Origin of the sequence: Methylobacterium brachythecii, from assembly GCF_014196345.1 — a bacterium.
Lineage (GTDB): Bacteria > Pseudomonadota > Alphaproteobacteria > Rhizobiales > Beijerinckiaceae > Methylobacterium > Methylobacterium brachythecii.
The window spans coordinates 94885-120306 of sequence record NZ_JACIDN010000008.1 but is presented as its reverse complement, the minus strand read 5'-3'; the positions used below and the strand labels follow the sequence as shown (position 1 = coordinate 120306).

Annotated in this window: 24 protein-coding genes; 14 read left to right on the top strand and 10 right to left on the bottom strand. The window is 67.8% G+C overall.

The features are described 5' to 3' along the window. Positions 1–89: 89 nt before the first annotated feature. The 3 genes from GGR33_RS20230 (at position 90) to GGR33_RS20220 (ending at position 2914) form a co-directional block, all read left to right on the top strand. Positions 90–1658 (top strand): DEAD/DEAH box helicase, encoded by a 1569-nt coding sequence (locus GGR33_RS20230; protein WP_183508612.1) that lies wholly within the window; start codon positions 90–92, stop codon positions 1656–1658. 105 nt (positions 1659–1763) lie between these two features. Continuing rightward, complete coding sequence (locus GGR33_RS20225) at positions 1764–1949, top strand: YegP family protein (RefSeq protein ID WP_183508610.1); 186 nt, start codon at positions 1764–1766, stop codon at positions 1947–1949. Between the two features lie 149 nt (positions 1950–2098). Then, complete coding sequence (locus GGR33_RS20220; protein WP_183508608.1) at positions 2099–2914, top strand: hypothetical protein; 816 nt, start codon at positions 2099–2101, stop codon at positions 2912–2914. 98 nt (positions 2915–3012) lie between these two features. Here the strand turns inward: GGR33_RS20220 and GGR33_RS20215 are convergent, their stop codons facing one another. Both GGR33_RS20215 and GGR33_RS20210 read right to left on the bottom strand, forming a co-directional pair. Continuing rightward, on the bottom strand, positions 3013–3390 hold the full coding sequence (locus GGR33_RS20215) for a hypothetical protein (protein WP_183508606.1): 378 nt from the start codon (positions 3388–3390) through the stop codon (positions 3013–3015). Positions 3391–3535: 145 nt separating this feature from the next. After that, entirely contained in the window at positions 3536–4774 is a 1239-nt protein-coding gene (locus GGR33_RS20210) for an MFS transporter (protein ID WP_183508604.1), read from the bottom strand. 187 nt (positions 4775–4961) lie between these two features. Between GGR33_RS20210 and GGR33_RS20205 the strand changes: the two genes are divergently transcribed. Continuing rightward, positions 4962–5135 (top strand): hypothetical protein, encoded by a 174-nt coding sequence (locus tag GGR33_RS20205; protein WP_183508601.1) that lies wholly within the window; start codon positions 4962–4964, stop codon positions 5133–5135. A 45-nt stretch (positions 5136–5180) separates the two neighbouring features. Here GGR33_RS20205 and GGR33_RS20200 read toward each other — a convergent pair whose 3' ends face one another. Beyond that, positions 5181–6068, bottom strand: coding sequence for a LysR family transcriptional regulator (locus GGR33_RS20200; protein WP_183508599.1), 888 nt, complete (start codon positions 6066–6068; stop codon positions 5181–5183). Positions 6069–6181: 113 nt separating this feature from the next. Here GGR33_RS20200 and GGR33_RS20195 point away from each other — a divergent pair, with 113 nt between their 5' ends. Next, positions 6182–6628 (top strand): DMT family transporter, encoded by a 447-nt coding sequence (locus tag GGR33_RS20195; protein ID WP_183508597.1) that lies wholly within the window; start codon positions 6182–6184, stop codon positions 6626–6628. 70 nt (positions 6629–6698) lie between these two features. Here GGR33_RS20195 and GGR33_RS20190 read toward each other — a convergent pair whose 3' ends face one another. Both GGR33_RS20190 and GGR33_RS20185 read right to left on the bottom strand, forming a co-directional pair. Further along, on the bottom strand, positions 6699–7775 hold the full coding sequence (locus GGR33_RS20190) for a sensor histidine kinase (protein WP_246413320.1): 1077 nt from the start codon (positions 7773–7775) through the stop codon (positions 6699–6701). A gap of 574 nt (positions 7776–8349) precedes the next feature. Continuing rightward, positions 8350–9981 (bottom strand): ABC1 kinase family protein, encoded by a 1632-nt coding sequence (locus GGR33_RS20185; protein WP_183508592.1) that lies wholly within the window; start codon positions 9979–9981, stop codon positions 8350–8352. A 318-nt stretch (positions 9982–10299) separates the two neighbouring features. Here GGR33_RS20185 and GGR33_RS20180 point away from each other — a divergent pair, with 318 nt between their 5' ends. The 3 genes from GGR33_RS20180 (at position 10300) to GGR33_RS20170 (ending at position 12460) form a co-directional block, all read left to right on the top strand. Beyond that, a complete protein-coding gene (locus tag GGR33_RS20180; protein ID WP_183508590.1) occupies positions 10300–10863 on the top strand; it encodes a LemA family protein in 564 nt (187 codons plus the stop codon). Positions 10864–10882: 19 nt separating this feature from the next. Then, the gene (locus GGR33_RS20175) at positions 10883–11875 is read left to right on the top strand and encodes a M48 family metallopeptidase (RefSeq protein ID WP_183508588.1); all 993 of its coding nucleotides are present in this window, start codon (positions 10883–10885) and stop codon (positions 11873–11875) included. 132 nt (positions 11876–12007) lie between these two features. Beyond that, the gene (locus tag GGR33_RS20170) at positions 12008–12460 is read left to right on the top strand and encodes a peptidoglycan-binding domain-containing protein (RefSeq protein WP_183508587.1); all 453 of its coding nucleotides are present in this window, start codon (positions 12008–12010) and stop codon (positions 12458–12460) included. 27 nt (positions 12461–12487) lie between these two features. Here GGR33_RS20170 and GGR33_RS20165 read toward each other — a convergent pair whose 3' ends face one another. Both GGR33_RS20165 and GGR33_RS20160 read right to left on the bottom strand, forming a co-directional pair. Further along, entirely contained in the window at positions 12488–13168 is a 681-nt protein-coding gene (locus GGR33_RS20165; protein ID WP_183508585.1) for an AprI/Inh family metalloprotease inhibitor, read from the bottom strand. A gap of 11 nt (positions 13169–13179) precedes the next feature. Next, complete coding sequence (locus tag GGR33_RS20160) at positions 13180–14232, bottom strand: OmpA family protein (protein ID WP_284211628.1); 1053 nt, start codon at positions 14230–14232, stop codon at positions 13180–13182. Between the two features lie 406 nt (positions 14233–14638). Here GGR33_RS20160 and GGR33_RS20155 point away from each other — a divergent pair, with 406 nt between their 5' ends. Continuing rightward, positions 14639–15451, top strand: coding sequence for a lytic murein transglycosylase (locus GGR33_RS20155; protein ID WP_183508583.1), 813 nt, complete (start codon positions 14639–14641; stop codon positions 15449–15451). A gap of 372 nt (positions 15452–15823) precedes the next feature. After that, positions 15824–16975, top strand: a complete 1152-nt coding sequence (locus tag GGR33_RS20150; RefSeq protein ID WP_183508581.1) for a DUF2778 domain-containing protein — start codon at positions 15824–15826, stop codon at positions 16973–16975. 52 nt (positions 16976–17027) lie between these two features. Here GGR33_RS20150 and GGR33_RS20145 read toward each other — a convergent pair whose 3' ends face one another. Further along, positions 17028–17501 carry a copper chaperone PCu(A)C gene (locus GGR33_RS20145; RefSeq protein WP_183508579.1) on the bottom strand — a complete coding sequence of 158 codons (474 nt, stop codon included), beginning with the start codon at positions 17499–17501 and terminating at the stop codon, positions 17028–17030. Positions 17502–17974: 473 nt separating this feature from the next. Here GGR33_RS20145 and GGR33_RS20140 point away from each other — a divergent pair, with 473 nt between their 5' ends. From GGR33_RS20140 to fhuB, 3 genes are all read left to right on the top strand, one after another. Then, complete coding sequence (locus GGR33_RS20140; RefSeq protein ID WP_183508577.1) at positions 17975–18751, top strand: ATP-binding cassette domain-containing protein; 777 nt, start codon at positions 17975–17977, stop codon at positions 18749–18751. After that, positions 18748–19626: an ABC transporter substrate-binding protein gene (locus GGR33_RS20135; RefSeq protein WP_183508575.1), complete on the top strand. Its 879-nt coding sequence runs from the start codon at positions 18748–18750 to the stop codon at positions 19624–19626. Before GGR33_RS20140 ends, GGR33_RS20135 begins: the two co-directional genes overlap by 4 nt. A gap of 97 nt (positions 19627–19723) precedes the next feature. Next, positions 19724–21730 (top strand): Fe(3+)-hydroxamate ABC transporter permease FhuB, encoded by a 2007-nt coding sequence (gene fhuB / locus GGR33_RS20130; RefSeq protein WP_210302120.1) that lies wholly within the window; start codon positions 19724–19726, stop codon positions 21728–21730. Between the two features lie 4 nt (positions 21731–21734). Here fhuB and GGR33_RS20125 read toward each other — a convergent pair whose 3' ends face one another. Together GGR33_RS20125 and GGR33_RS20120 are read right to left on the bottom strand one after the other, a co-directional pair. Beyond that, positions 21735–22787 carry a siderophore-interacting protein gene (locus GGR33_RS20125; protein ID WP_183508573.1) on the bottom strand — a complete coding sequence of 351 codons (1053 nt, stop codon included), beginning with the start codon at positions 22785–22787 and terminating at the stop codon, positions 21735–21737. Between the two features lie 43 nt (positions 22788–22830). Then, a complete protein-coding gene (locus GGR33_RS20120; protein WP_246413318.1) occupies positions 22831–23394 on the bottom strand; it encodes a sigma-70 family RNA polymerase sigma factor in 564 nt (187 codons plus the stop codon). A 352-nt stretch (positions 23395–23746) separates the two neighbouring features. Here GGR33_RS20120 and GGR33_RS20115 point away from each other — a divergent pair, with 352 nt between their 5' ends. Beyond that, entirely contained in the window at positions 23747–25417 is a 1671-nt protein-coding gene (locus GGR33_RS20115) for a cyclic peptide export ABC transporter (protein ID WP_210302119.1), read from the top strand. Positions 25418–25422 lie beyond the last annotated feature (5 nt).

Genomic DNA, 25422 nt, shown 5'->3' with positions numbered 1-25422 from the left:
CACGCGGGCTGTCCCCGACAACGGACCGAACGAACCCTCGCGCCGATGACGGCTGCCGAGATGCGGTCCTGCTGCCCGAAAGACCACCCTTGACCCAATTCATCGATTTCGGCCTGTCCCAGCCCGTTCTGAAGGCGCTGGAAGAGGTCGGCTACACCACGCCGACGCCGATTCAGGCGCAGACCATCGCGCCCGCCATGGCTGGCCGCGACATCTGCGGCATCGCGCAGACCGGCACCGGCAAGACTGCGGCCTTCGCGCTGCCGATCCTGCACCGCCTCTCGCTGAAGCGCACCCGTGCCGTGCGCAAGGGCTGCCGCGTGCTGGTGCTCTCGCCGACCCGCGAGCTCGCCAACCAGATCGCCGAGAACTTCGCCGAGTATGGCCGGCACCTGCCGCTGACCAGCACCGTCGTGTTCGGCGGCGTCACCATCAGCCGCCAGGAGCGAGCGCTCGCCAACGGCGTCGACATCCTCGTCGCCACGCCGGGCCGCCTGATCGACCTGATCGAGCGGCGTTCGCTGACGCTCGAAGGCGTCGAGATCCTCGTCCTCGACGAGGCCGACCAGATGCTCGACCTCGGCTTCATCCACGCCCTCAAGCGCATCGTGAAGATGCTGCCCAAGGAGCGCCAAAGCCTATTCTTCTCGGCCACCATGCCGAAGAATATCGCCGGCCTCGCCGAGCAGTATCTGCGCGATCCGATCCAGGTCGCCGTCACTCCGGTGGCGACGACGGCGGAGCGCGTCGATCAGCAGGTGATCTTCGTCCATACCGGTGCGAAGCAGGCGCTGCTCAACCACATCCTGCGTGACCCGGATTACGAGCGCGTGCTCGTCTTCACCCGCACCAAGCACGGCGCCGACCGTGTCGTGCGCGGGCTGGAGAAGGCCAGCGTCAACGCCTCGGCCATCCACGGCAACAAGTCGCAGCCGCAGCGCGAGCGGGCGCTCGCCGCCTTCAAGGCCGGCTCGTGCCGCGTTCTCGTCGCCACCGACATCGCCGCCCGCGGCATCGACGTCGAGGCGGTCAGCCATGTCGTGAATTACGACCTGCCGAACGTGCCGGAGAGCTACGTCCACCGCATCGGCCGCACGGCCCGCGCCGGCAAGGCCGGCCTCGCCGTCTCGTTCTGCAACGACGAGGAGAAGGCCTACCTGCGCGACATCGAGCGCACCACCCGCCAGAAGATTACGGTCGGCGCCTTCCCAGAGGGCTTCACCGCTCCGTCGCGTCAGGAAGCCAGCGAGACGGCGGCCGAAGAGGCACGCCGTCCGCCCCGCCAGCCGCAGGGTCGTCCCGGCCAGCGCCAGGGCCGTCCCGGCGGTGGTGCTCCCGGCGGCCGCAACGGCCGTCCCGGCCAGCGCCAGGAGCCCGGTCGCCAGGCTCGCCCCGATGCCGGTGGCCAGCAGGCCCGCGGTCCGCGTCCGGATGGACGCCAGGGCGAGCGTCAGGATCAGCGTCCTGCGCGTCCCGGCGAACGTCAGGACCAGCGCTCCGGCCGTCCCGCCGGTCACCAGGGCCAGCGCACCGACAGCCGCAACGATCGCCGGGGCGATGCCCGTCCGGCGCAGGGCCGTAACCCGCGTCCCGCCGGTGGCGGTGGTGGAGGCGAAGGCCGCAACATCGGCTGGCTGGACCGCTCCCCGCGCTCCTGATCCGGTCTGACAAATCAATCAGGGGCCGTCGGGTCCGAGCGTTGCCGCTCGGGCTCGGCGGCCCCATGTTTTTGCTCAGGCCTTATCGGCCGGGAGAGACGGCTCATGCGCTTCGAACTGTATCGGGATGCCGGCGGCGAGTGGCGCTGGCGACTGCGGGTTCAGAACGGCAACGTGATCGCCGATTCCGGCGAGGGCTATGTCCGTCGCGAGGATTGCGAGCACGCCATCGCGCTGGTGAAGCAGGCTGGCGAGGCGAAGGTCGTCGACATGACGACGCAGATCGCCTGATCCTCCCCGAGGTCTCGGGGAACCGGCAGCCGCGTTTCGGGCATCCGGGCCACTCGCGACCGGGACGTGTGCTGCCGCGACGGTGCCGCGTCGGGACGGTTCTTTAACCATAGGCACGACAAGATCCGCATCTCTCGGGATGCGGGCCGATGCTGAAGACCGTTCGTGCGCTTCTCGGCGGAACAGCCTTTCTCGCGATGCCGCTGCTCTGCGCCGGTCCCGTGGCGGCCGGCGATTGCACGGCCCAGGCCGTCGAGGTGCTGAAGGCTGGTTCGTCGAACGGCTACGCGATCTTTCGGCAGGTCAAGGACAAGGCCTTCTTCCGGGCGTGGCTCGATTGCAGTGACGCGCAGTATGCGCTGGCGACGGCCGTGCACGAGTCCGTGCACATGATCACCGGCGACACCGATGCCTATCCGCTGATCGGGGGTGGGGCGGTGAAGCGCCCGCGCGAGAGCAGCGCTCTGTTCGCGCCCGCCCGGATCGCACGGCAGTTCCAGCCGAGTCTTTTCGTCGACACCTATCTGCGCAAGGATAGCGCGAGTTCGGCGACGGATTTTCGCTATCTGCTCGACGAGCTCAACGCCTACACGCACGACCTCGACGCTGCGATCGCGCTCGATAGACGCCGCGACCCGGACGTCCAGCTCTCGCACCGCGACGGCCTCGCGGCGCTGATGAGCTTCGTCGCGCTCTACATCGAGGCGGCGGAGAACGATCCGGCAGCGTGGGACGGGCTGACACGTCCCGACACCGCCGCCGCCATTTTGACCCTATGGGGTCAGGCGGAGCGGACCATGGCCTCGTCCTGCCGCATTCCGGATATCGGCACGGAGGACAAGGGCTTCCTCACCCGGCTCTGCGCGAAGAAACCGCAAGCTGCGCTCGAGCGCCTGCTCGGGCGTGCGCCGGTCTGCCCGAAGGCTTGTCTGTCCGCCGTCCCGAGAACCACCAGCCGCGACTGACGGCGCCGCTCGATCGGCCCGTCGGCGCGTGTCCCCATCGTTCCGTGAGCGGAGGGAGGGTATGCGCCCGGACAGACGACGATCAGCTCGAGCTGGCCTCAGCGGCAGCCGCAACCGTGATAGTAATTCTGCACGCTATTGGTGCGGTAGTACTGAGCCGGCAGGCGTTGCACGCTGGAGACGTTCACGTTGTGGATCACCGGCACAGTGTGATGGTGAACGCGCGTCACGGTATGGATCTGCACGATCGGGCGCACACGCGTGACGTTGTAAATGTAGCGCGTCTTGTGATCGTAATGCGTGCGGTTGACGTCCCGATACTGCGTCCGGTTCGAGACCTTGTTGACGGTCTTGTAGTGATACACGGGAGAGACCGGCCCACACTTCCTGCAACCGGCCTTTGCTTCGTCCGAGGTCCCGACGAAGGCCACGGCCGCAATCAAAGCGACGCAAATTGCCGTGATCGCCTTCATCATGATTGGATTCCTCGAATAAAAAACGACTTCGGTGTGGGCCTACCAAACAGAGTATCGTGGTCCAAGTCGAATTCACGATCTACGTACTGTTCGGAGTGGATTTTCGCGGAGAGTTTCTCTCATCCGTCACGCCCAGCCCTGATCGTCACCCCTCCTGCGCTCGACCCTCGGCCGCCGCTCTCTTTCGCTTGCGCCGCGGGTTCTCTTCCGCCGTCGCATTGAGCCAGATCACCATCACGGCCGAGGCGACGCCCGCGAGGCCGAGCGCCAGGAACGCTCCCGGCCAGCCGAGCCAGCCCTGCACGAGGCCGCCATACCAGGCCGACAGCGCCCCTCCGGCGCCCTGGATCGCGTTGAGGGTGCCGAGCGCCGTCTGCGTGCGGCCGGATTTCCATGTCAGGTCAGCGACCACCACCGGCACTGCCACGCCGACGATCCCGGATGCGATGCCGTCGAGCACTTCGGCCGCGATCAGCCACAGGGGATCGTCGATGAAGGCGCAGAGGACGGCACGCAGAGGCAGCGCGAGACAGGCGATGATGAGGATCCATCGCCGCCCCTTCCGGTCGGCAAAGGTCCCGGCGAGGTAGGCCACCGGCACCATGACCAGTTGCGCCACCATCACGTAGGTCGCTGTCCAGCCGGTGCCGTAGGGCGAGACCGAGACCAGCTTCTGGCCGAGCAGGCTCAGCATGCCGCCATTGCCGAGCTGGAACAGCGCCAGGGCCACGGCCAGGATCAGCAGCCGGCGATTGCGGAGCGCCTCCGCCGTTGAGGAGCGCCGGGGCTTGTCCTCGCCTTCGTGATCCTCCCAGCCGACCGCCCGTCGCGATTCCCAGGCGCCGCCCGGCATCGTCGCCGTCGCGATGATCGCTGCCGCGGCCATGGCGCCGAGCACCCAGAGCGAGATCGCCGCGCCCCAATAGGGCGTGCCGATGGCGATGATCCCCGCCGCTGCGAGGATGCCGACATGGTTGAAAGCTTGGTTGCGCCCCTGTTGGAGGGGATAGGCCTTCTTGCCGACGAGCCCCAGCGTCAGTGCGTTCACGGCGAGGAGCAGCAACGTGCCTCCCGCCGCCGCCAGCGACTGCGCCGCGAGCACCAGCCAGAATCCCTGGGCTGGCAGCAGCAGCAACGTGCCTCCGAGGATCGCGGCGCAGGATGCCGCAATCAGCAGACGCGGCCGGCCGAACTGGTCCACCAGGGCACCGAACGGCCCGCTGAGCAGCAACACGCCGATGCCCGACAGCGTGGTCACCAACCCGATGCGAGTCGGGCTCCAATGCGCCGTCTCGGCGAGCCAGGTTCCGAGAAACGGTCCGAGGCCGCCCTGGATGTCTCCGATGAACAGGTTGATCAGGGCGAGATGGCTGGTCGGCGACATCGAGCTTCCGTCTGGCCGCGAGCTGCACCTGGCGGCGCGCCGGTCGCGGATGATTGATGCCGGGCGCTAACCGTTCGGACGCCGGAATCGATCATCCGACGATCGCTCTCGGCTCTAAATCCGGCCCGGTCCCGCTCGTCCTAGCGATATGGACCTGAGCGAGAAACAGCGGTTTCTGTTGTTGGCGTTGCGGCGCAGCCCCGTGATCTTCACGGGGCAAGAGCCGCAGGACGAGCATCTCGCCATGCTTCAGCTCTGGATGCAGGGCCTCGTCGATCGAGAGGACCAGGAGCAGCCCGGCCCGATCAAGTGGCGCATCACCAAGCGCGGTGCGACCGAGGCTGCGCAGTTGCTGCGATGACGGAGTGACCGCGCCTGCCTTCCGGCATGGGTCGGAAGGCAGGCGTTACCCCAGCGCGTCGCGCTCCTGCTTCAGAAGACCGATCAGCCGCTCGGCAAGCTGGCTCACCGGCCGTCCCGCCGGACGAAGCAGCATCGTCTCGATCGGTAACTCGGGCTGGAACGGCCGCAGGGTGAGGGCGGCGCCCGAAAATTCGCGGGCCGGCACCGGATCGACGATGGCAAGCCCCATCCCCTCGGCGACGAGACCGCAGCGCGCCGCCGTGTACTCCGCCATGAAGACGAAGCGTGGCGCGACGCCCGCAGCCGCGAAGATCGCCTCGACCGACTGCTGAAAGACGCCGGCGCCTCCCGAGATCATCGGCTCGGCCGCGAGGTCTTGCACCGAGAGCGTGCGTTTGCGCGCCAGCGGGTGCTTTCGCGGGATCGCGCAGACGGCCTTCACCGTCATGAACGGTTCGGCCTCGACGTCGTTGTAGCCCGTCCGCGGGCGTGCCAGGCCGATATCGCACTGGCCCGACGAGGCACAGGACCAGATTGTATCCGGGCTCGGCACGTGGATCGACACGCGGGCCGTTGGCAGCTCTTCGTTGAGGCGCCTGATCGCGCGCGGCAGAAGTCGGGAGGCCAGGGACGGCTGGCAGGCGACGCGTAGGGTGCCGGTGCCGCGCTCACGGATCTGCCGGGCGGCATGGCGCAGGTGATCGAACCCGGCATAGGTCTGCTCGACCTCGTGGCCGAAGGCCTCGCCCTCCGGGGTTGGGCGCGCGCTGCCATGCCCGCGCAAGAACAGCGGAAAGCCGATATCGGCCTCGAGCTGCGCGATGGCCCGGCTGATATGCGGCTGGCCGATGCCGAGGGCGACGGCCGCGCGCGTCATGCCGCCGTGGCGGAGAACGGCGCGAAACAGGTCGACATGCGTCGGATTCATCATGCCTCATTCGCATGGACAGGGCATCATGCGGCATTTGACGGCATGGCGGCGGCCGTGGTGTCAAGTGGTGAGAGGCGGCGCGTGGCCGCGATTACAGCTTGGGCGACCGGACGATGCTGCCGATCCTGCTTCCCTCGGCTCTGGCCGCGCTCGCCGGCGTCAGTATCGTCGTGCAGCAGGCGCTGAATGCGAACCTGCGCATCGCGCTGAACTCGGCGGCGTGGTCGGGCTTTGCCAGCTACTTGGTCGGCCTGGCTTGCATGGCCGTTCTGGCACTGGCGTTGCGCGATCCGCTGCCGTCGGCGGCGATTGCGTCGCGCATTCCCTGGTGGGGCTGGTTTGGCGGTCTGTTCGGCGCGATCTTCATCGTGCTCGCCGTCTTCCTCGTGCCGCAGATCGGCGCTGCGACCTTCATCGTGCTCCTCGTCTCGGGTCAGATGATCGCCTCGGTGGCCTTCGACCATTTCGGCGTGCTCGGCCTGGAGCAACGCTCGGTCGACCTGCCGCGGCTCCTCGGCGTCGTGTTGTTGATGAGCGGGGTCGTGCTGATCCGCCGCTGAATCCTGCGCCGTGAGCGCGGAAGGACGGCGGCGCCGCGCCCTGATGGCCGCGGCGCCCGGTGTCCCGGCGTCAGCCCATCAGATTGAGCGGCACTGCCACGACGACGTTGGCGGCAGGGGCCTGCATCGTCAGCACGACGCCGGCTTCCGGAAAGTCCAGCTTGGCGCTGCCGCCGAAGCTGTGAACCAGGCTGCGCTCGATCAACCGGCTGCCGAAGCCGATGCGCGTCGGTGGCTTCACCGCCGGGCCGCCGATCTCCTCCCAGCGGAAGCTGAGGCGTTCCTCGCCTTCGACCGTTACGATGTCCCAGTGGATCTCGACATGACCCTCGGACTTGGAGAGCGCGCCGTATTTCGTGGCGTTGGTGCCGAGTTCGTGCAGGATCAGCGCGAGCGTGAGCCCCGGACGCGGCCCGAGCGTCACGTCGGGGCCGGAGACCACGAAGCGGCCCGGCTCGCCGTCGCCATGAAGCGCGACCGCGGTATCGACGAGGCCGCGCAAGTCTGCGCTCGACCAAGAGCCCTGCATCAGCACGTCGTGAGCCTGAGCCAGTGCCAGCAGGCGTGCGCCGAGTGCGTCGCCGGCGTCTTCGAGCGAATGCGCGTTGCGCAAAGTCTGTGTCGCCACCGCCTGCACCATGGCGAGCGTGTTCTTCACCCGATGCGCCATCTCGTGCATCAGCACGGTCTGCCGGTTCTCGGTCTGCTTCAACTCGGTGATGTCGCGCGAGACCGCGAGTAGCCGCTCGGGGCGGCCGTCATCGCCATTCATCGGCGCGACGACGATGTCCCACCATAGCGGCGCGTCGGCAGCGCCGCCCATGTCGAGCGCGGCCTGGAAGCGGCAGGTGCGGCCGGCGCGGGCGTCCTCCAGCGCGGCGAGCACGGCGTCGCGGCTCTCCGGCAGGTTCCAGGCGTCCGACCAGGGGCGTCCGACGGCGTGCGCGAAGCCGGCCTTGGCGAAAATCGGGATCGCCACCTCGTTCATCGAGATCAGACGGCCATCGATGTCGAGCACGCTGATGGAATCCGTCGTCGAGGCCAGGATGCGGCGGTTGAACTCCTCGGTCGCGCGCAGCTCGGCATTGATTTCGTCGGATTCCGCAGCACGCATCACCTCGGCCTCCGACCCGCTCCGGAGTGCCATGGTGGACCGGCCCACGCCGAGCTCATCCGCATGGCGCCGCTCCGCATTCACGTAGATGTCGTTTGCGCTGAGAGGCCGCTGTGCGAGCAGCTTGCGAAGATACGCATTCTCGGCCTCGAGAATGGCTCTTCGACTGGTACGGGACATGCCCGTCGACACGATCGTTGTCTCGAGCACCGAAGCCCCCCGGGTTCGGCGCATTGGCCTACGATGGAATCGATCGGCCGCAGCGCATCACGCGCCGACGGGCGGATGGGGATCTGCTCACCTAGCTTCGAGGGGACTGACGGCTTGACGCCCGCTTCTCACCCCGTCGCGCTACCTATTGCATCCCGCGAGTCGGTTGATAAGTGACCATATCACGATGCTGTGACTCGGCAAGTGATGTCTAAAGTTTTCGTAAATGCAAAAAAGCCTTATCCGCAGCCAAGGTTGCCGTTGGATACTGTAGAGTGAGGACTCGACTCTCGTCGGCATTGTTGTAGCGCAAACTTGCCGAATCGATTTCGAAAGCGGCCGCACGACATCATGCGGCTCCATGTGCCTGCACGGCTCGGGTGACGATCCTGACGCCCTATCGGTTGCGGCCAAGCAACACGAGCCAGCCGATGCCCACCACCGACACGGCCAGCGCGATCAGGACGAAGACCGGCGTGCCGAGGTCGATCAGCCGCGGCGCGAGCTGCGTGGCGAAGGCGGCGACGACGAGACCGACGGCCACGCGCGCAGCGCCCCGCTCGATGCCGCGCACGAGCTTGTCCATGCCCTTCAGCTCGATCTCGACCGTGACCTTGCCCTGCTTGAGCCGCACCAGCAGCAGGTGGATCAGCGTCGGCAGCTCGGAAGCCGCGCCGTAGAGGCCGGTTCCGAGTGCCTCGGCCTTCTTCAGGAGGGCGCGCGCCGAGAACACGCTCCGCATGGAAGCGCGCACGGTCGGGCCGGCGGCGGAAAACAGGTCGAAGTTCGGGTCGAGCTGGCGCATCACGCCATCGGCCGTGACGAGGCCCTTAAACAGGATGGCGAGGTCGGTCGGCATCGCGAGATCGTTCTCGCGGGCCATGGTCATGAAGTCGGTGAGCACCAACCCGAGATTGAGCGGGATCGACGAGTGGGTCTGCACGAAGTTCTGGGCGCTCTGCTCGAGCTTGGTCAGGTCCGGCGCGGTGGGGCCGGTCCAGTCGAGCAGCGTCGCCATCAGGCCGTCGACGTCCTGTTTCAGCATGGCGCCGATCAGCACGAGGAGCTGCTGGCGGCGCTTCTGCGAGAGCCGTCCGACGATGCCGAAATCGATGAAGCCGATGCGGTTGCCGGGCAGGATCAACAGGTTGCCGGGATGCGGGTCGGCGTGGAACACGCCCTCGATCAGCGCCATGCGCAGGAAGGCGTCGCAGCCCTTTTGGGCCAGGACCTTCTTGTCGGCGCCCATGGCGCGGAGTGCCGCGGCGTCGTTCGGTGAGACGCCGTGCACGAATTCCTGCACCAGCACCCGCTCGGAGCACCATTCCCAATGGATCTTCGGGATCAGGATGTCGTCGCGGCCCTCGAAGATCCCGGCGATCATCTCGCAGTTACGGGCTTCGTTCAGCAGGTCGAGCTCGCCGTTGATACCCGCCGCGAGGTGCTTCATCTGCTCCTGGGGCTGGTAGCGGGCCATTTCCGGCCACTCGCTCTCGACGATGCGCGCGCCGTGACCCATCAGGCGCAGGTCGGCCTCGATGACCTTCTTGAGGCCCGGCCGCAGCACCTTGACCACGACCTCCTCGCCGGTCTTCAGCCGTGCCCGGTAGACCTGGGCGATCGAGGCCGAGGCGATCGGGTTCACGTCGAATTCGGCAAAGACCTCCTGTGGCGGCGCGCCAAGATCGGATTCGAGCTGCGGCCCGATCATCTCCCACGGGATCGGCTTGACCTGGCTATGGAGCTTCTCGAGCTCGTCGGTCCAGATCGGCGAGAGCAGGTCGGGCCGGCTCGCCAGGATCTGCCCGAACTTGATGAAGGTCGGACCGAGAGTCTCGATGGCCCGGCGCAGGCGCTCGGGCTGAGACAGCCGCGTCACGTCGACCCGCGGCGTTCGCCGCGGGATCAGCGGGATGTTGCGCAGGCCCAGGCGGTCCACGGCCTTGTTCAGGCCGAAGCCGATCAGGACCGAGGCGATCTCCGAGAGGCGCTGACGGTCGCGCGCGGCGACGAAGGCGGTCTTCAGCATGAGGTTGGGATGGACCCGGTCTCGGGGATTAGCAAGCGCAGGGCAGGAGCCATGAGCCTGGGGCTTTTTTGGGGAGCGCGCGCGTTTTCGTCGGACGCCTCACGTCGCACCGGGATAGTGGCCGAGCGCTCGGCGAATGTCTTGCGGATATTGAATTTGGCCGGTGTCTCCGCTCGACTGGCAAGGGAAGTCGAGCATTTCAGCGCCGCTGTCGGAATTTCATGACAGCCTGTAAAGAAGCCGGCGGTTGGCCAAGCGCCATCGATTCGGCTGTCCTTCGGACGTCTTTTGCCGAACCTCTCTTTCTCTTGGTGAGCCATGTCGAGCACGTGGATCGTTGTGATCGTCCTGGCCGTCGTGCTGGTCTGGTTCGTCGTCACCTATAACGGGCTGGCGACGCTGCGGCAGCGAGCGGCCCAGGCCTTCGGCGACATCGACGTCCAGCTGAAGCAGCGGCACGATCTGATCCCGAACCTGGTCGAGACGGTCAAAGGCTATGCCGCGCACGAGAAGGGCACGCTCGAGGCGGTGGTCCAGGCGCGCAATGCCGCCGTCGCGGCGCGGGACCCGGCCCAGATGGCCCAGAACGAGGCGCAGCTTCAGGGCACGCTCGGCCGGCTGATCGCCCTGAGCGAGGCTTATCCCGACCTCAAGGCCAACACGAACTTCCAGGCGCTGCAGGGCGAGCTCTCCTCGATCGAGGACAAGCTGGCGGCGGCGCGGCGCTTCTTCAACAACGCGGTGGCCGAATACAATGCCGCCATCGGTTCGATCCCGGCCGTGCTCTTCGCGGGCGCGCTCGGCTTCCGTCCGCAGACCTTCTTCGATGTCGGCGAGGGCGCCCGAGCCCAACTCGACACGGCGCCTTCGGTGAAGTTCTGACGCGAGCCAGGGCAGTTCGATGCTGCCTGCCTTCGGCCTCTACACGCATATCCGCCAGAACGAGGTTCGCTCCCGTATCCTCGTGGCGGGGCTGTTCGGGCTGAACCTCGTCCTCGCCTACGGCATTGCCCTGATCCTGCGGGGCATGAGCGCGAACCTGCCGGCCGGGGCGCGGCCGGGCTTTTCCGCCTATCTGCACGCGGCCTTCCACGATCTGCTCTGGATCGGCCCGCTCTCCTTCGCGGTGACCTTCGTCTGGCTGTTCGTCGCCTATCACGCACACCGCACCATGATCTCGGCGACAGTCGGCGCGCATCCCGTGGCGCGTGAGGAGGCACCCGATCTCTACCGGCTGCTGGAACCGCTCTGCATCTCTCGCGGCATGGCGATGCCGGCCCTGCTGATCGCCGACGATCCGGCGCTCAACGCCTACGCCACCGGGCTCAACCCCGAGCAATACGCGATCACCGTGACGACGGGCCTGAGGGACGCGCTGACCCCGCGCGAGATGCAGGCGGTGCTCGGCCACGAGCTCACCCACATCCGCAACGACGACGTGCGCACGATGATGATCGCCATCGTCATCGCCGGCATCTTCGCCTTCGTGGCCGAGGCCGGTTACCGCACCGACATGCTGCGCGGCCTGTTCAGCGGGAATCGCGACGGCAAGAACCGCACCGGTGCGGTGCCGGCCATGCTGCTCGGCGCGCTGCTGATCGCACTCGCCTGGATCCTCTCGAAGGCGATTCGCTTCGCCCTGTCCCGCTCGCGCGAATACGTCGCCGATGCCGGCGCCGTGGAGCTGACCAAAGATCCGGACGCCCTGATCTCGGCGCTGATCAAGATTTCGGGACGCGGCGACCTCGCCCATGCCCCGTCCGGCGTGATGGAGCTGTGCTTCGACAATCCGCGCGTGGGGTTCACGGACCTTCTCGCAACCCATCCGCCGATCGAGGCGCGCATCGACGCACTCGTGCGCTATGCCGGCGGAAGGGTGCCGCCGCCGGCCTGAGCGCCCCGTCATTGGTTTTGGTGTTGGCAGAATTGCAGATCGCCGCGTCGTGACTATGAACACGCATCGCATTCGGGCGACTGTATTCGGTCTTCAGGTTCGATCTGCGCTCGCAAGATTGAGGAATCGGCAATGGCTCGCGTGAGAAACATGGTGGATACGAGTGTCGGCATCCGCTGGATCTACGACGTCGAGTTTGCGGTCGGTCCCGGATGTCCCAACCGAAGCGATGACGTCCAATTGGTCCAGCACGCCCTCAATACGCTGTCGGCCCACTACACGCTCAAGAACCCGAACGGCACGCTCGTCGGATATCTGAAGAGAGACGGGATTTTCGGCACCAAGACCAAAAATGCCATCGCAGCCTATCAAGGCGTCAAGAAAGCGAAGCCGGTCTTCATCAGCACCGACGGTCAGGTCTCGCCGAGTTCCGCCACCGGATGGACGGCGAAGGGGGATGCCCAATACACCATCGTCTATCTCAACAGAGACCATCGCGACCTCTATGGAAAGATGATGGAGGAAGCCGATTTTCCCGAACCGCTGAAGACCTCAATCAAGACCAAGAAATTCGTTGAGAAATAGCGGCCTCTGCGCGCGATCGGAGAGGCGTCAGGGCGCTCGCACCATCTCCAGCGGCTTCCCGCCCTCGGCCTTGGCGTAGCTCTCCGGCCCAGAAGCCTCGAAGCGCAGGGAGGTCTCGGGTTCGCCGTAGAGCATCAGCGCAATGTCCTCGACATGAGCGCTGTTGAGCTTGAGCTTCGCGACGGCGAGATCGCAGGGCGTGGCGGCCTTCAGTGTCAGGTCCGTATCGCCGTCCTTGGCGCCCTTCGAAAGGGTGATCGTGCACAGCGCCGGGCCTCCTGGCCTCCGCAGCACCCAGGCGCCCACCAGAGCCGGGGCGTAAGGCGCGCGCTCAACGCCGGGCTTGGCCCGAACCATGTAGTGGACCGGCGGCGTCTCGAAGCTCGTCTTCATGAGCGTGGTTTCGTCCTCGCCGAACGCGAGGAGGATCTTGCGGTCGGCGCCGTAGAGACGGACACCCGCATCGTAGTCCCAGGCGACCGCTTTTCCGACGTTCGGCAGGCGCTCGGCGCATTCAGCGGACGGGTTCGCGCGCCAGGTCTTGCCGACGGGCTCGTCGCCGAGCGTGATGCGGCACCCCGGCTTACCGTCGTCGGTGGCGACGAGCCATTCGCCGAGCGTGTCCTTGATGAAGTCGGGCATGGGAGTTGCCTTCGCGCCCGTGCCGAGCACGAGCACGACCGCAGCCGCGAGGAGGGGACGGCGCATACAGGGCGGCCTCAGTTCAGCTTGACCAGTTCGACGCGCCGGTTCTTCGAGCGGCCGGCCTCGTCGTCGTTGCTCGCCGCCGGCGCGACCATGCCGACGCCGGCTGCCTTCAGGCGCTTACCATCCACCCCGTAGCTCGCCGCGAGCACCTTGATCACGGAATCCGCGCGACGGCGCGAGAGGTCCAGGTTGTAGTCGTAGCCCCCTTGGTTGTCGGTATGGCCGACGACGATGACGGCGAGCTTGGTGTCGGCCTTCATCAGGGCCGAGATCTCCTGCAGGGTCGCGCCGGATTCGGGCTTCACATCGGTCTTCGCCGTGTCGAACAGGATGCCGTAGAGCGTGACCTTGCCGGTCGAGCCGATGCTCTTGGCCATCTCGTCGGCCCTCACCGTAGTCATCTTCTTCTCGCGCGCCTTCGGTTCGAGGACGTGCACGAGGGCGAAGGTGCGGCCAGTGACCGGCTTGCAGGTGGCGCCGCCATCGGCCTGGAAGGTCTGGACGGTGATCCAGGTGTCGCCGTCCGGTCCCGGCTTCTTGCCGGTGAAGTAGCGCTGGTCCGACACGCTGCTGGTCAGAGCGCATTGGCCGATCGAGAAAGGCGCGTCCTTCACGTCGGCAGCGTGGAAGAAATACATCATCAGGCTCGACGTGCCGCCGCCGCCATAGGACGAGCGCGTGTGGTCGCCGCCGCAGGTCTCGGCCTTGCACGAGAACAGCACCTGGCCGCCCGCGGCTTCGAGCTCGTCCTGATAGTTGCGCATCACCTCGAAGGGGGAGCGGCCGTCCGGAATCCAGTAGGCGAGCCGCGTCAGACGGCCCTCCAGTTCCTGCTCCTGCTTGGGTGCGAAGAGCCGGTTGTTGTTGACGTCGCGCTGGTCGGTCTCTTCGAGCTTCGAGAGCGGCGCCTTGAAGTCGCTGTAGGCGAAGGCCGTATTGCTGATGATGTAGGAGCCCTCGTAGCGCTTGAGGGTCGGGCTATCCTTGGCGCCGGGGATGTCCTTGGTCGGGATCGGCGCATCGGCGGCGAAGGCCGTCCCGCCCAGCGCCAACGTTGCCAACACGCACGCTTTGATTGTCGACGACCTGATCACGCCCGCAGTCCCCCGCCGTAAGTCTCGGCTGGGATTCGATTCCCTGCCCGCGGGAGTTGGCTTTACAGAGTAGCGCCTCCACTGTCACTGCGGGGTGCTTCATTGAATTCGTGGCAATTTGCGATCGAGGGACTGTGCCGGCAATCTAGTCTCACGTTGTCTTGTTCGATGTTCGATCGCTCGTCCGTGCGTGATCGCCGGTGCTTAAGGGTGCGCTTCCGCCGATTGTTGGCCGGTGGCTGACGGCGTGCTTTGACGTGTGTACGCGTCGCTTCGCAGTGGCGGCTCGGTCATATCTTCGCCTACAACGGCAACGATTTGGGCCGCGTTGACGGGTCGTCACCGACGAATCCGGCCAACTGCCAGGGAGTTTCCAGTGACCGACCACAAGCGGCGCATCACCATCACGGCCGCAGCGCTTGCGGCACTCGTCGGCGTGGCCGGACGGGCCGAGGCCGCGCAATGCGGCAACTCGGCTGGCGGCTTCGAGAACTGGAAGCAGGAATTCTCGGCTGAGGCGCGCGGCCGCGCCAGCGCGTCGAGCCTGCAGGCCCTGATGGGGACCTCCTACTCCACGCCGACCATTGCCGCCGATCGCGGCCAGCACAGCTTCAAGCTGTCGCTCGAACAGTTCATGGCCAAGCGCGGCGCCTCGACCATCGTCTCACAGGGTCGCCGGATGAAGGCGCAGAATGCGGCGCTGTTCTCCTCGATCCAGCAGCGCTACGGCGTGCCGGCCGGCCCGCTGATCGCGATCTGGGGCATGGAGACCGGCTTCGGCAAGGTGCGCGGCAACGTCAACACGCTCTCGGCCGTGGCGACGCTCGCCTATGATTGCCGCCGCTCGGCCTATTTCACCGACCAGCTCTACGCTGCGCTCAAGCTCGTTGATAGCGGCGTGCTTACGCCCTCGACCCGCGGTGCGGCCCATGGCGAGGTCGGCCACACCCAGTTCCTGCCGAAGAACATTCTGCTCTACGGAACCGGCGGTGACCTCAATAACGTCAACGCCGCGATGACGTCGACGGCGAACTTCCTGAAGGGCCATGGCTGGCAGGCCGGCGCGGGCTACGCCCCCGGCCAGCCGAACTTCGCCGCGCTCCAGGGCTGGAACGCCGCCTCGGTCTACCAGCAAGCCCTCTCGATCATGGGCCGGCAGATCGACGGCGCCGGCGGCGGCGAAGAGTAAGGTCCAAGTCGTTCCGCTCCCGCTACAGGCGAGAGGCCAGGGGCGGCGATCTCCTGATCGTACAGCCAAGCTTGGCTGGTGATCGGCGATAAGTTTCGGGAGGCTCGGCGTACACGCCGGGTCTCTTTTGATTCGGCTTTGGCCTGTTGACAGGCTACCGCCGGGCCGATTCTGCGCGGCGGGCGTCCGGCAATTCTGCTTTCGAGGCGACACCTCCCCCTCGGGATACGTGAAACGCCCCGGTTCGGCCCAGATTCACCATGCTCCTGCCCCACAAATGCCCGGCGACCTCGGCTGTTTGATGCATGGCGGATTCACCGGGCTGCCAGGCCCGGAGCGAATCTCGCGAGGCGAGGAGGGCCGGCGCTCCGGATGACGAAGCTTCCCCAACCATCGGTGGCCGAGATCTCTCGCCTGTCGGGCCGCTACCCGATTCTGGTGCGCAGCGCGTTCGTCGCGCTCGCCGGGCTCGGCGTCGTCGGCAGTCTCACCCATTCGAGCCGAATCGCGCCCTCCGGCGCCACGCCCGCGGCCCCCCAGGCCGCCGCCGAGCTGCGCCAGAGCCTCCCGGCCCTCGACTACGAGTCGATCAACATCCTGCGCAGCGCGCTCATCGCGCAAAGCGTGCAGCCGCCCGATGCATCCGAGCCGACGAAATCGGCCGCCGCCGTCACCGGCTCCAACGCCACGCCCGACATCGCATCGGCCGAGGCCGTCGACCCGTTCACGCAGCAGGCGATGGTCGAGCCGCCGCCGGCCACCGAGCCCGAGCCGGCCTCCCCCTCCGTGACGGATCTGCAGACCGGTGACCGCCTCGTGCAGACCGTGCCGCTGCCGGTGCCGCGTCCGCCCGAGCTGCGCGGGCCGAACCCGCTGCAGTATTCTCGCCGCGCCTCGCGCCGCGTCGCTGCCGTCGCCCCGACGTCCCAAGCACCGCAGGAAGACACGCGCTCGTTCTTCGACAAGGTCTTCGGCATCACGCCCGAGCCGCAGAGCCCGGCGCTCGCTTATGCCGCGCTCAACCAGCCGCCTGTGGCCTCGGCGATCCCGCGCCAGGTCGCGCCGACACCTCCGCCTTCGGGTGGCGGCGTCGCCGTCTACGACATCAGCGCCCGGATCGTGACGCTCCCGAGCGGAGAGAAGCTTGAGGCCCATTCCGGCCTCGGCGAGCACATGGACAACCCGAGCTCGGTCGCGATCAAGATGCGCGGCGCGACGCCGCCGGGCGTCTACGACCTGACCGAGCGCGAGCAGCTCTTCCACGGCGTCAGGGCGATCCGCCTCAACCCCGTCGGCGGTGCCGGGGCGATCTATGGCCGGGCGGGACTGTTGGCGCACACCTTCATGCTCGGACCAAGCGGAGCCTCGAACGGCTGCATCTCGTTCCGCGACTACAACCGATTCCTGCAGGCCTATCTTTCCGGCCAGGTCGCCCGGGTGGTCGTGGTGCCCGGCAATGGCCAGGACAGGATGCCGGCCGTCGCGTCGCGCGGCACCGTGCGGACGGCGAAGGCCGGCGATTAATCGATGCCGTCATTCCGGGCCGTGCGCCCGGAATGAGAGCAGCGGCTGTCGGTCAGTGCTTGTGCCGTTTGGCCGCCTTCGGGGCGCCGCCTTCGACCGTGAACTCCACCACACCGGTACCCGCCTTCTCGAAGTGCAGGATGCTCTGTGCGGTCAGGCCGGGCTCCAGTGACCCGATCAGACCGACGAACATGATGTGCGGCCCGCTCGGTGAGAGGGTGATGGTCTCGCCCGGCTTGATCACGAGGCCGCCCGGGATGTCGCGGGTCGCCTTTCCTGCGCCGGACACGATCGCGACGCGGTTGGCGTCGGCGAAGGAGCCGCCGACCAGGGTGTCGGGCGCGCTGCCGGTATTCGTGACGGTGAAAAAGCCGGGCGCATCCTTGGCACCCTCGGCCGTGGCCGGTGCATGGGCGTTGGAGATCTTGAACGGGCCGATCTCGGCATCCGCCGCAAGCGCGGCGCCCGGACCGGCGAGGACGAGGGCGAGGGTCATCGCGACAAGCGTGGTGTGGGTCTGTCTCATCGGGTCCTCAGGGTCGGTCGACGTGGACGGGCAGGTCCGTCATCGCAAGCACGTCTCGTGCAACCGGCTTTCCGCATCGGCGGCGCCTGCGGCTGCAGCAGATGGCGCGACTTGCGGCCGAGATTGCGGCAGTGATCCCGGCGGAGCTGCGACATCTCGGCAAGGCCGCATCGCCGCACCGGCATGGCCGGCGCCGGTCGCGCCGCTTCGAAAAGGACGGCCGGCTCTAAATTCCGTGCCCGGCCGCGCGTCTCATTCGTGACCCACACCTGCGGCACGCGCCGGCGGGCTCGTGCGGCCGAGCTCCAATGGCGATGAGTTCCTGCGCATGCGAAGCGTCACGGACGATGCGTTGACGGCGCAGCGCGAGATTGCGAAGGCGCTGCCACAGGGATTCGAGAGGGCAACGGCGTGAGTGGTGCGGGACATCGCCGATCGCAGGACATGCCTTCCCATTTTCACGAGACCGCCCGATGAGCGCTCCTCTCTTCCAGTTCGACAATCTCACCTTCGCAGTCGAGGGCCGCACCCTCCTGCAGCCAGTGAGCGCCACCCTGGAGCGGGGCCGCGTCTACGGCCTGATCGGGCATAACGGCTCGGGCAAGTCGACCCTGCTGAAGTTGCTCGCCCGTCAGCAGGACCCGAGCGGGGGCACCATCCATTTCGAGGACAAGCCGCTGAATTCCTGGAACCGCCGGGAGTTCGCGCGCAAGGTTGCCTACCTGCCGCAACAGCCCCCGGCAGCCACCGGCCTCACCGTGCGCGAGCTGGTCGGGCTCGGCCGCTATGCTTGGCATGGGGCGCTCGGCCGCTTCGGCGAGGCCGACCGCGCCAAGGTCGCGGAGGCGATGCGGCTCACCGAAGTCGAGCCCTTCGCCGACCGTCTCGTCGACAGCCTGTCGGGCGGCGAGCGTCAGGGCGTCTGGCTGGCGATGCTGGTGGCCCAGGACGCCTCCTGCATGCTGCTCGACGAGCCGACCTCCGCCCTCGATATCGGCCACCAGCTCCAGGTGCTGCGCCTCGTGCGGCGGCTCGCCGAGCGGGGGCCGAGCGTCGTCGTGGTGCTGCACGACGTGAACATGGCCGCCCGATTCTGCGACGAACTGATCGCCCTGCATTCCGGCCGGCTCATCCGCCGCGGCCCCTGCGCCGAGCTGATGACCGAAGAGACGCTCAAGGCGATCTACGACGTGCCCATGGCCGTGCTGCGCCACCCCGAGAGCGGCCAGCCGGTCAGCGTGGCGCTGTGATCCCCTCACGCCGCGCCTTTCTGGCCGGCTCCGCGGCCCTGCTCACCGCAACGGGTCGCGCTGCCGCCGACGATCAATCGGCTCGTGTGGTCGCCGTCGGCTGGGCCGGCGCGCAGGCCCTCCTCGCTCTCGGCATCGCCCCGCTCGCGCTGCCCGAGATCGAGCGCTATCGCAGCCTCGTGGTCGAGCCGGCCGTGCCGCCGGAGACGCGCGAGCTGGGGTTGCGCTCCGAGCCCAACCTCGAGCTGATGAAGCGTCTCGCGCCGCATTTCATCGTCAACGAGGGCGGCGTGCAGGTCTCCCGCGATACGCTGGAGCGGATCGCGCCGGTGGTGGACTTCCAGGCCCTCGCCCCGGGCGAGAAGCCGCTCGACGTGTCTCGCCCCTCGACGGTCGCACTGGCTCAGCGGCTTTGCCGGGACGACGTGGCGCAGACTTATCTCGCCGGCTGGGATGCCCGCATGGCCTCGGCGGCGGAAAAGCTGGCCGCCTATCGCGGCGGCCCGCTCTGCCTCGTCAGCGACATCTTCGGCAACCGCGCCCTCGTCTTCGGTGCGAACAGCCTCTACCAGGACGTGCTCGATCGGGTCGGCATCAAGAACGCCTTCACCGGCACCACCAGCATCTACGGCCACGCCACGGTCGGCCTCGACGTGCTCGCCGGGCTGGCGCCGGACACTCGCCTCTGCATCCTCTCGGCTCGCGTGCCGAATCCCGAATTGCTGATGAAATACCGCCCGCTCTGGCGCGCCCTGCCGATGATGCGCGAGAACCGCGTCACCATCCTCTCCGACATCCTGTTCTACGGCGGCCTCCCCTCGGCCGATCGCTTCGCCAGGCTGCTGGTGGAGAAATTGCCTTTGGGGGCGTCGTGACAGTGGTGCCGCCGATCCCCGGTCACCAGACAGCCGTGATTGCTTCGCCTTCGGCGCGCAATGACGGGCGTTTCGTCCAGCCCGCGAGCTCGTTTCGATGCACGGCGTGAACGGTCCCGTCGTGCGCGTGTCCGAAGGCAGCTGGCGGCTGCCGGCGCTGATCGTCATCGGGCTGCTTGCCGCCGCGGCGGCGCTGGCTTTCCGCGACCTCAGCCTGCGCTTGCCCTACGACCAGTGGCGCGCCGGGTTTTTCGATCCGGACGTCACCGACACCCGCCAGATGCTGCTGCATTACACGGTGCTGCCGCGCATCATGGTCGCGATTCTGTGCGGGGCAGGGCTGGGGCTCGCGGGCACGGTCTGCCAGCAGGTGCTGCGCAATCCGCTGGCCGAGCCGACGACGCTCGGCGTCTCGGCCGGAGCGAGCCTCGCCTTGTCGGCGGCGACGCTCTGGGCGCCCTGGCTCTTCGTTTTCGGCAAGGAATGGGTGGCGCTCGCGGGGGCGGCGCTGGCGATCCTGTTCGTGTTCGGGCTCGCCTGGAACCGGGCGCTGTCACCGGTCTCACTCGTCCTCGCCGGCCTGATCGTGACGCTCTATTGCGGCGCCATCGCCAGCTCGCTGGGCATTTTCCACCGCGACTACCTGATCGGCATCTACATCTGGGGTGCGGGCTTCCTGACGCAGCAGGGTTGGGAAAACGTGCTCTACCTGGCACCGCGCCTCGCCGGAGCCGCGGTTCTGATCGCGCTGATGATCCGGCCGCTGACCCTGTTGGGGCTCGACGACGAGACCGCGCGCAATCTCGGCCTCGGCCTGACGGGGGCGCGGCTCGCAGCGCTCGTCGTCGCCGTCGCACTGAGCGCGGCGGTGGTGACGGTCTCCGGCGTGATCGGCTTCGTCGGGCTCGCCGCGCCGGCACTCGTGACGCTGGCCGGCGCGCGAAAATTCCGCGACCGGCTGATCTGGGCGCCGCTCTGCGGGGCCGGATTGCTCTGGCTGACCGACGGGCTCGTCCTGCTCATCCCGACCGGCTACCGCGAGATCCCCACCGGCGCAGCGACCGCCCTGCTCGGCGCGCCGATGCTGCTGATCCTGCTGCCGCGCCTGCGCACCGGCACCTTGTGGCGGCCCGAGCCGCCGCCCGTCGCGCCGCGCGTCGCCCGCGGCGGCCTGCTGCTGACCTTGAGCCTCGCGGCGCTTGCCCTGGTGCTCTGGGGCGCGCTCGCCTTCTCGAACGGCCCCGACGGCTGGCATTGGGCTGGCCTCGCCGGCATCGAGGAGATGTGGCCCTGGCGTTGGCCGCGCACCGCCGCCGCCCTCGCGGCCGGCGCGCTGCTCGCCGCCGCGGGGACGCTGCTGCAGCGGATGATGGGCAACCCGATGGCCGCGCCGGAGGTGCTTGGCGTGTCCTCGGGTGCTGCCATGGGCGTCATCATCGCGATGTTTGCGACGGCCGCGCCCTCGCGCGGCGTCCAGATCGTGGCGGGTGGGCTCGGAGCCTTCGCCGTGCTGTTCGGCATCCTCCTGCTCGGGCGCCGTTCGGCCTTCGCGCCGGAACGGCTGCTGCTCGCGGGCGTCGCCACCAGCGCGGCCTTCGGCGCGATCGTCGCCGTGGCCATGGCCACCGGTGATCCGCGCGTCGGGCTGCTGCTGACCTGGCTCGCCGGCTCGACCTATCAGGTCACCGGCAGCGAGGCCGCCTGGTTTCTCGGCGTGGGCTCCGTGCTGCTGGCGCTGACGCCGATGCTCTCGCGCTGGCTCGACATATTGCCGCTCGGCGACCCGACCGCCCGCGCGGTCGGCCTGAATGTCGGCCGTTGTCGTCTGATCATCATGAGCGTCACCGCGTTGATGACGGCTGCCGCGACCCTCATCGTCGGCCCCCTGAGCTTCGTTGGGCTGATGGCGCCGCACATGGCCCGGCTGATGGGCCTGCAGCGGGCGCTGCATCACCTCGTCGGGGCGGTGATCCTCGGTGCGCTGCTCATGACCTTCGCCGACTGGGCAGGGCGCGTGACCATCTTCCCGTACCAGGTGCCGTCCGGGCTGTTGGCCACCATCATCGGCGGTCCGTACCTGATGTGGCTGCTCAGGCGGCGTTAGACGTTCAGTCGTCGTCGACCGACCAGTAGCCCACGATGAGTTGCCGCTCCTTCGGCAGCCCGCGCTCCTTCTCGAAGTGGCGGCGCAGGGCCTTGGCGATCTGGAACTCGCAGCCGATCCAGATGAAGGGCTCGGCCCCTTCGGGCCAGGATGCCGCCGTGATGGCGTCGAGCAGCCGTTCCTGAGACCCGGCCAGTGCGCCGTCGCGGTGAAGCCAGCGCAGGGCGACGCCTGCGGGCTTCGCGAGCGGGATCTCCTCCTCCGGCCCGGCGACCTCCAGGAAGACCTCGCCGCGGGCATCCGGCGCCATGCCCTCGAGGATGCGCGCGATGGCCGGCAGCGCCGTCTCGCATCCCGCGAGCAGGTGCCAGGAGGCCGAACGCACCGTCCGCCCGAGCGGGCCGACCATGCCGAGCCGCGCGCCCGGCTGTGCCGTCTCCGCGAAGGCCGAGCCGGGGCCGGCATCGGCGTGGAGCACGAAGTCGATGTCGAGGGTGCCTGCCGCCAGGTCGATCCGGCGGATCGTGTAGTAGCGCGGTGTCGGCTTGCGTTCGTCCGCCGGCCAGAGCGTGCGCCCGTCCGGGCCGGGCCTCGGCCATTCCGGCTCGGCGAGACCGGCCGGCGGGAAGTAGAGCCGCACGTGCAGGTCCTCGTCGCTGGCGAAGCGCGCGAGGTCGGGCCCGCTGAAGCGCAGGCGGCGCAGATGAGGCGTCAGATCCTCGGCGGAGATCAGCCGGATCTCCCGGAAATTGGCGAAGGCGTCGGGGCTCTCGCCGAGGCCCGTCCAGCGGATCTCCAGCGGCTCTTCGGCGAACTCGACGATGTGCTGGGCGAAGACCGCGCGGATCATCTCGAGGTCGCCGGCATCCTCCGCCTCGACGCGCACGTTCAGGGCGCGCGCCAGCACGGTCAGCGTGCCGGTGCCTCGGCCGAGATCGGCCACCGTACTCACGCCACGCGTCTCGAACACGACCTCGTGCTCGACCATGTGCTCGATCAGCCGGGCGGCGAGCGTGGCCGGATCGGCGAGCGCGATATCGGTTTCGGTGACGGGCATGCGGATGAGGTCCCGGCCGCTGGTCTCGAGGGTCGGCGGAGCCTTACGCGGCCACGGCCTCGCGCGCCACCGAACCCTCGTCTTCGAGCGCCTTGCGGCAAAGGGCGGTCGCGTCGCGGATCATGAAGTTCACCAGCGTCGGCGAGACGCCGTTTTCGGCCGCGATGGTCTTCTGGGGCACGCCGTCGAGGCGATGCGCGAGGATCGCGTTCCGCGTGCGTGCGGGCGCCTGATCGAGTGCCGCGAGCACGGCCTTCAGCGCCTGGCAGGCCTCCATGCGCTCGTGCGGGCAAGGACACGGGCTCGCTGCCTCTTCGACGTCGCCGATCGGCGCGAGCAGGCGGCATTCGAGCCCGACCTGGCGGACGGCGTCGATGGCGAGGTTGCGGATCATCCGGCGCAGGTAGCCGGCGGGGCTGTGCAACTCGGGACCCGGCCCGTTCTGCCAGATCCGCAGGGCGGCATCCTGCACCACGTCCTCGGCCTTGGCCCGGCACTTCAGGATGCGGTACGCCACCTCGACGAACCGGGCACGGTCCGCGAGCAACAGATCGAGGAGATCCTGCCTCGCAGGGCTGACTGGCATCGCCGGCATCGGGTCGCCCATGGGAGGCCGCCTCCGCGCGAGCTGCGCGGAGCGCCCGCCGATGCTGCGATCGAGGGGCGGCGTTCCAACGGGAAACCCGCTCCGGGCAGCTTGGTTGCCGAGCTTGCTCATCCCGGTCCGTCTATCAGCGCAATTTTCCGTATTCAATAAGAAGAAATGGCAATCCAGCCACTATGGTTCTGCCAAAATACACATATTGTACTTATTCCAATGTAGAACTGGACCATTGGTTAGTGTCGGAAATGAATTCAATGCGACGCCCGGGCTCGGCTGATCTTGCCGCGCCGCCGCCGGCTCTGTACTCCCCGGTCCCACCGGAGCCGGACAGCGCCGCCTCGTAACGGGACACCCCATGATGACATTTCGCGGTGCGCCCGACGCTTCCGTGCTCGGACTGATGCGTCCCTACGCGCCCCTGATCGCGGGTTGCGCCGTGCTGGGCGGGTTGGGCGGCCTCAGCGTCGCCGGGCTCCTCGCGGTGGTCAATCGCGGGCTGCATGCGGGGCCGGACCAGGGCTCAGGGCTGGTGCTCGCCTTCGCAGGCCTCTGTATCCTGGCCCTGGTCGGCTCGATCGGCTCCGACATCGGCACCAATTTCGTCGGCCAACGCATCATCGCAGCCCTGCGCAAGGCGCTCGCGGCGCGCATCCTGGCGGCACCGATCGAAGCTTTGGAGCGCTACCGCAGCCACCGCCTGATCCCGGTGCTCACCCACGACGTCGACACGATCAGCGATTTCGCCTTCGTGCTCTCGAGCTTCGCGGTGTCGCTCACCATCAGCATCGGCTGCCTGATCTATCTCGCCATGCTGTCGCTGCCGATGTTCGCGGTGGTTGCGCTGGCGGTGGTGATCGGCGTCGCCGTGCAGGCCTGGGCGCAGGTGCGCGGCGTGCTCGGCTTCCACGCCGCCCGCGACGGCGAGGACCGGCTGCAGAAGGGATATCGCGCCATCGCCGAGGGCGCGAAGGAGCTGCGCATCCATCGCGGCCGGCGACGCCGCATCTACGCTGGCCAGCTCGAGGCCACCATCGACTGGATCTGCGAGAAGCAGATCAGCGCCATCACGCTGTTCGTTTCGGCCCGAGCCTTCGGTACGGCTCTGTTTTTCCTCGTGATCGGCCTCGTCCTCGGGCTGCGCCAATGGGTCTGGACCGACATGGAGGCCTCGGCCGCCAGCGGTTTCGTGCTGGTGCTGCTCTATATGCGCGGACCCGTCGACCAGATCATCAGCGCTTTGCCGGCGATGAGCCGTACTCTGGTGGCCCTGCGCCGGGTCAACGATCTCACGGCGCAGTTCTCCAATTCCGAGCACGGCCTGCTCGGCTCGCTCCATTCCACCGAGCCGGACGCGAGCAAGCAGATCCGATCGATCACCCTTCGGCAGGCCTCCTACGCCTTCCCGGCCACCGGCGCTGCGGCGGCGTTCGTTCTCGGTCCGGTCGACCTGGAGATCCAGGCCGGCGAGATCGTCTTTGTCGTCGGCGAGAACGGGTCGGGCAAGACCACACTGATCAAGCTGCTGCTCGCCCTCTACGAGCCGGCCTCCGGCGGCCTCCTGCTCGACGGCGTGCCGGTGACGGCGGAGACCCGCGACGCCTACCGCCAGCTCTTCACCACCGTGTTTTCGGACTACTACCTGTTCGAAGACCTCGTCGGCTCGGATGTCGACGTGCCGCCGGAGGCCAACCGCTACCTCGAACGTCTCGAGGTCGCCCACAAGGTCAGCGTGAACGAAGGCGTACTTAGCACCGTCGATCTCTCGACCGGCCAGCGCAAACGCCTTGCCCTGCTCAACGCCTGGCTCGAGGGCCGTCCGGTCCTCGTCTTCGACGAATGGGCGGCCGACCAGGACCCGACCTTCCGCGGCATCTTCTACCGCGAATTGCTGCCCGACCTGCAGCGGCTGGGAAAGACCATCATCGTGATCTCCCACGACGACCGCTACTTCGATGCTGCCGACCGAGTGGTGCGGATCGCTGGGGGACGGATCGTGGCGGAAGAACGAGTTGCGGCGACGGCGTGAGGTCG

What these genes read in the sequence shown, in the direction of transcription:
- GGR33_RS20225 (WP_183508610.1), top strand. Translation starts at nt 1,764, where the DNA reads ATGCGCTTCGAACTGTATCGGGATGCCGGCGGCGAGTGGCGCTGGCGA.
- GGR33_RS20220 (WP_183508608.1), top strand. Translation starts at nt 2,099, where the DNA reads ATGCTGAAGACCGTTCGTGCGCTTCTCGGCGGAACAGCCTTTCTCGCG.
- GGR33_RS20215 (WP_183508606.1), bottom strand. Translation starts at nt 3,390, where the DNA reads ATGATGAAGGCGATCACGGCAATTTGCGTCGCTTTGATTGCGGCCGTG.
- GGR33_RS20210 (WP_183508604.1), bottom strand. Translation starts at nt 4,774, where the DNA reads ATGTCGCCGACCAGCCATCTCGCCCTGATCAACCTGTTCATCGGAGAC.
- GGR33_RS20200 (WP_183508599.1), bottom strand. Translation starts at nt 6,068, where the DNA reads ATGATGAATCCGACGCATGTCGACCTGTTTCGCGCCGTTCTCCGCCAC.
- GGR33_RS20195 (WP_183508597.1), top strand. Translation starts at nt 6,182, where the DNA reads ATGCTGCCGATCCTGCTTCCCTCGGCTCTGGCCGCGCTCGCCGGCGTC.
- GGR33_RS20190 (WP_246413320.1), bottom strand. Translation starts at nt 7,775, where the DNA reads ATGGCACTCCGGAGCGGGTCGGAGGCCGAGGTGATGCGTGCTGCGGAA.
- GGR33_RS20185 (WP_183508592.1), bottom strand. Translation starts at nt 9,981, where the DNA reads ATGCTGAAGACCGCCTTCGTCGCCGCGCGCGACCGTCAGCGCCTCTCG.
- GGR33_RS20180 (WP_183508590.1), top strand. Translation starts at nt 10,300, where the DNA reads ATGTCGAGCACGTGGATCGTTGTGATCGTCCTGGCCGTCGTGCTGGTC.
- GGR33_RS20175 (WP_183508588.1), top strand. Translation starts at nt 10,883, where the DNA reads ATGCTGCCTGCCTTCGGCCTCTACACGCATATCCGCCAGAACGAGGTT.
- GGR33_RS20170 (WP_183508587.1), top strand. Translation starts at nt 12,008, where the DNA reads ATGGCTCGCGTGAGAAACATGGTGGATACGAGTGTCGGCATCCGCTGG.
- GGR33_RS20165 (WP_183508585.1), bottom strand. Translation starts at nt 13,168, where the DNA reads ATGCGCCGTCCCCTCCTCGCGGCTGCGGTCGTGCTCGTGCTCGGCACG.
- GGR33_RS20150 (WP_183508581.1), top strand. Translation starts at nt 15,824, where the DNA reads ATGACGAAGCTTCCCCAACCATCGGTGGCCGAGATCTCTCGCCTGTCG.
- GGR33_RS20145 (WP_183508579.1), bottom strand. Translation starts at nt 17,501, where the DNA reads ATGAGACAGACCCACACCACGCTTGTCGCGATGACCCTCGCCCTCGTC.
- GGR33_RS20140 (WP_183508577.1), top strand. Translation starts at nt 17,975, where the DNA reads ATGAGCGCTCCTCTCTTCCAGTTCGACAATCTCACCTTCGCAGTCGAG.
- fhuB (WP_210302120.1), top strand. Translation starts at nt 19,724, where the DNA reads ATGCACGGCGTGAACGGTCCCGTCGTGCGCGTGTCCGAAGGCAGCTGG.
- GGR33_RS20125 (WP_183508573.1), bottom strand. Translation starts at nt 22,787, where the DNA reads ATGCCCGTCACCGAAACCGATATCGCGCTCGCCGATCCGGCCACGCTC.
- GGR33_RS20120 (WP_246413318.1), bottom strand. Translation starts at nt 23,394, where the DNA reads ATGGGCGACCCGATGCCGGCGATGCCAGTCAGCCCTGCGAGGCAGGAT.
- GGR33_RS20115 (WP_210302119.1), top strand. Translation starts at nt 23,747, where the DNA reads ATGATGACATTTCGCGGTGCGCCCGACGCTTCCGTGCTCGGACTGATG.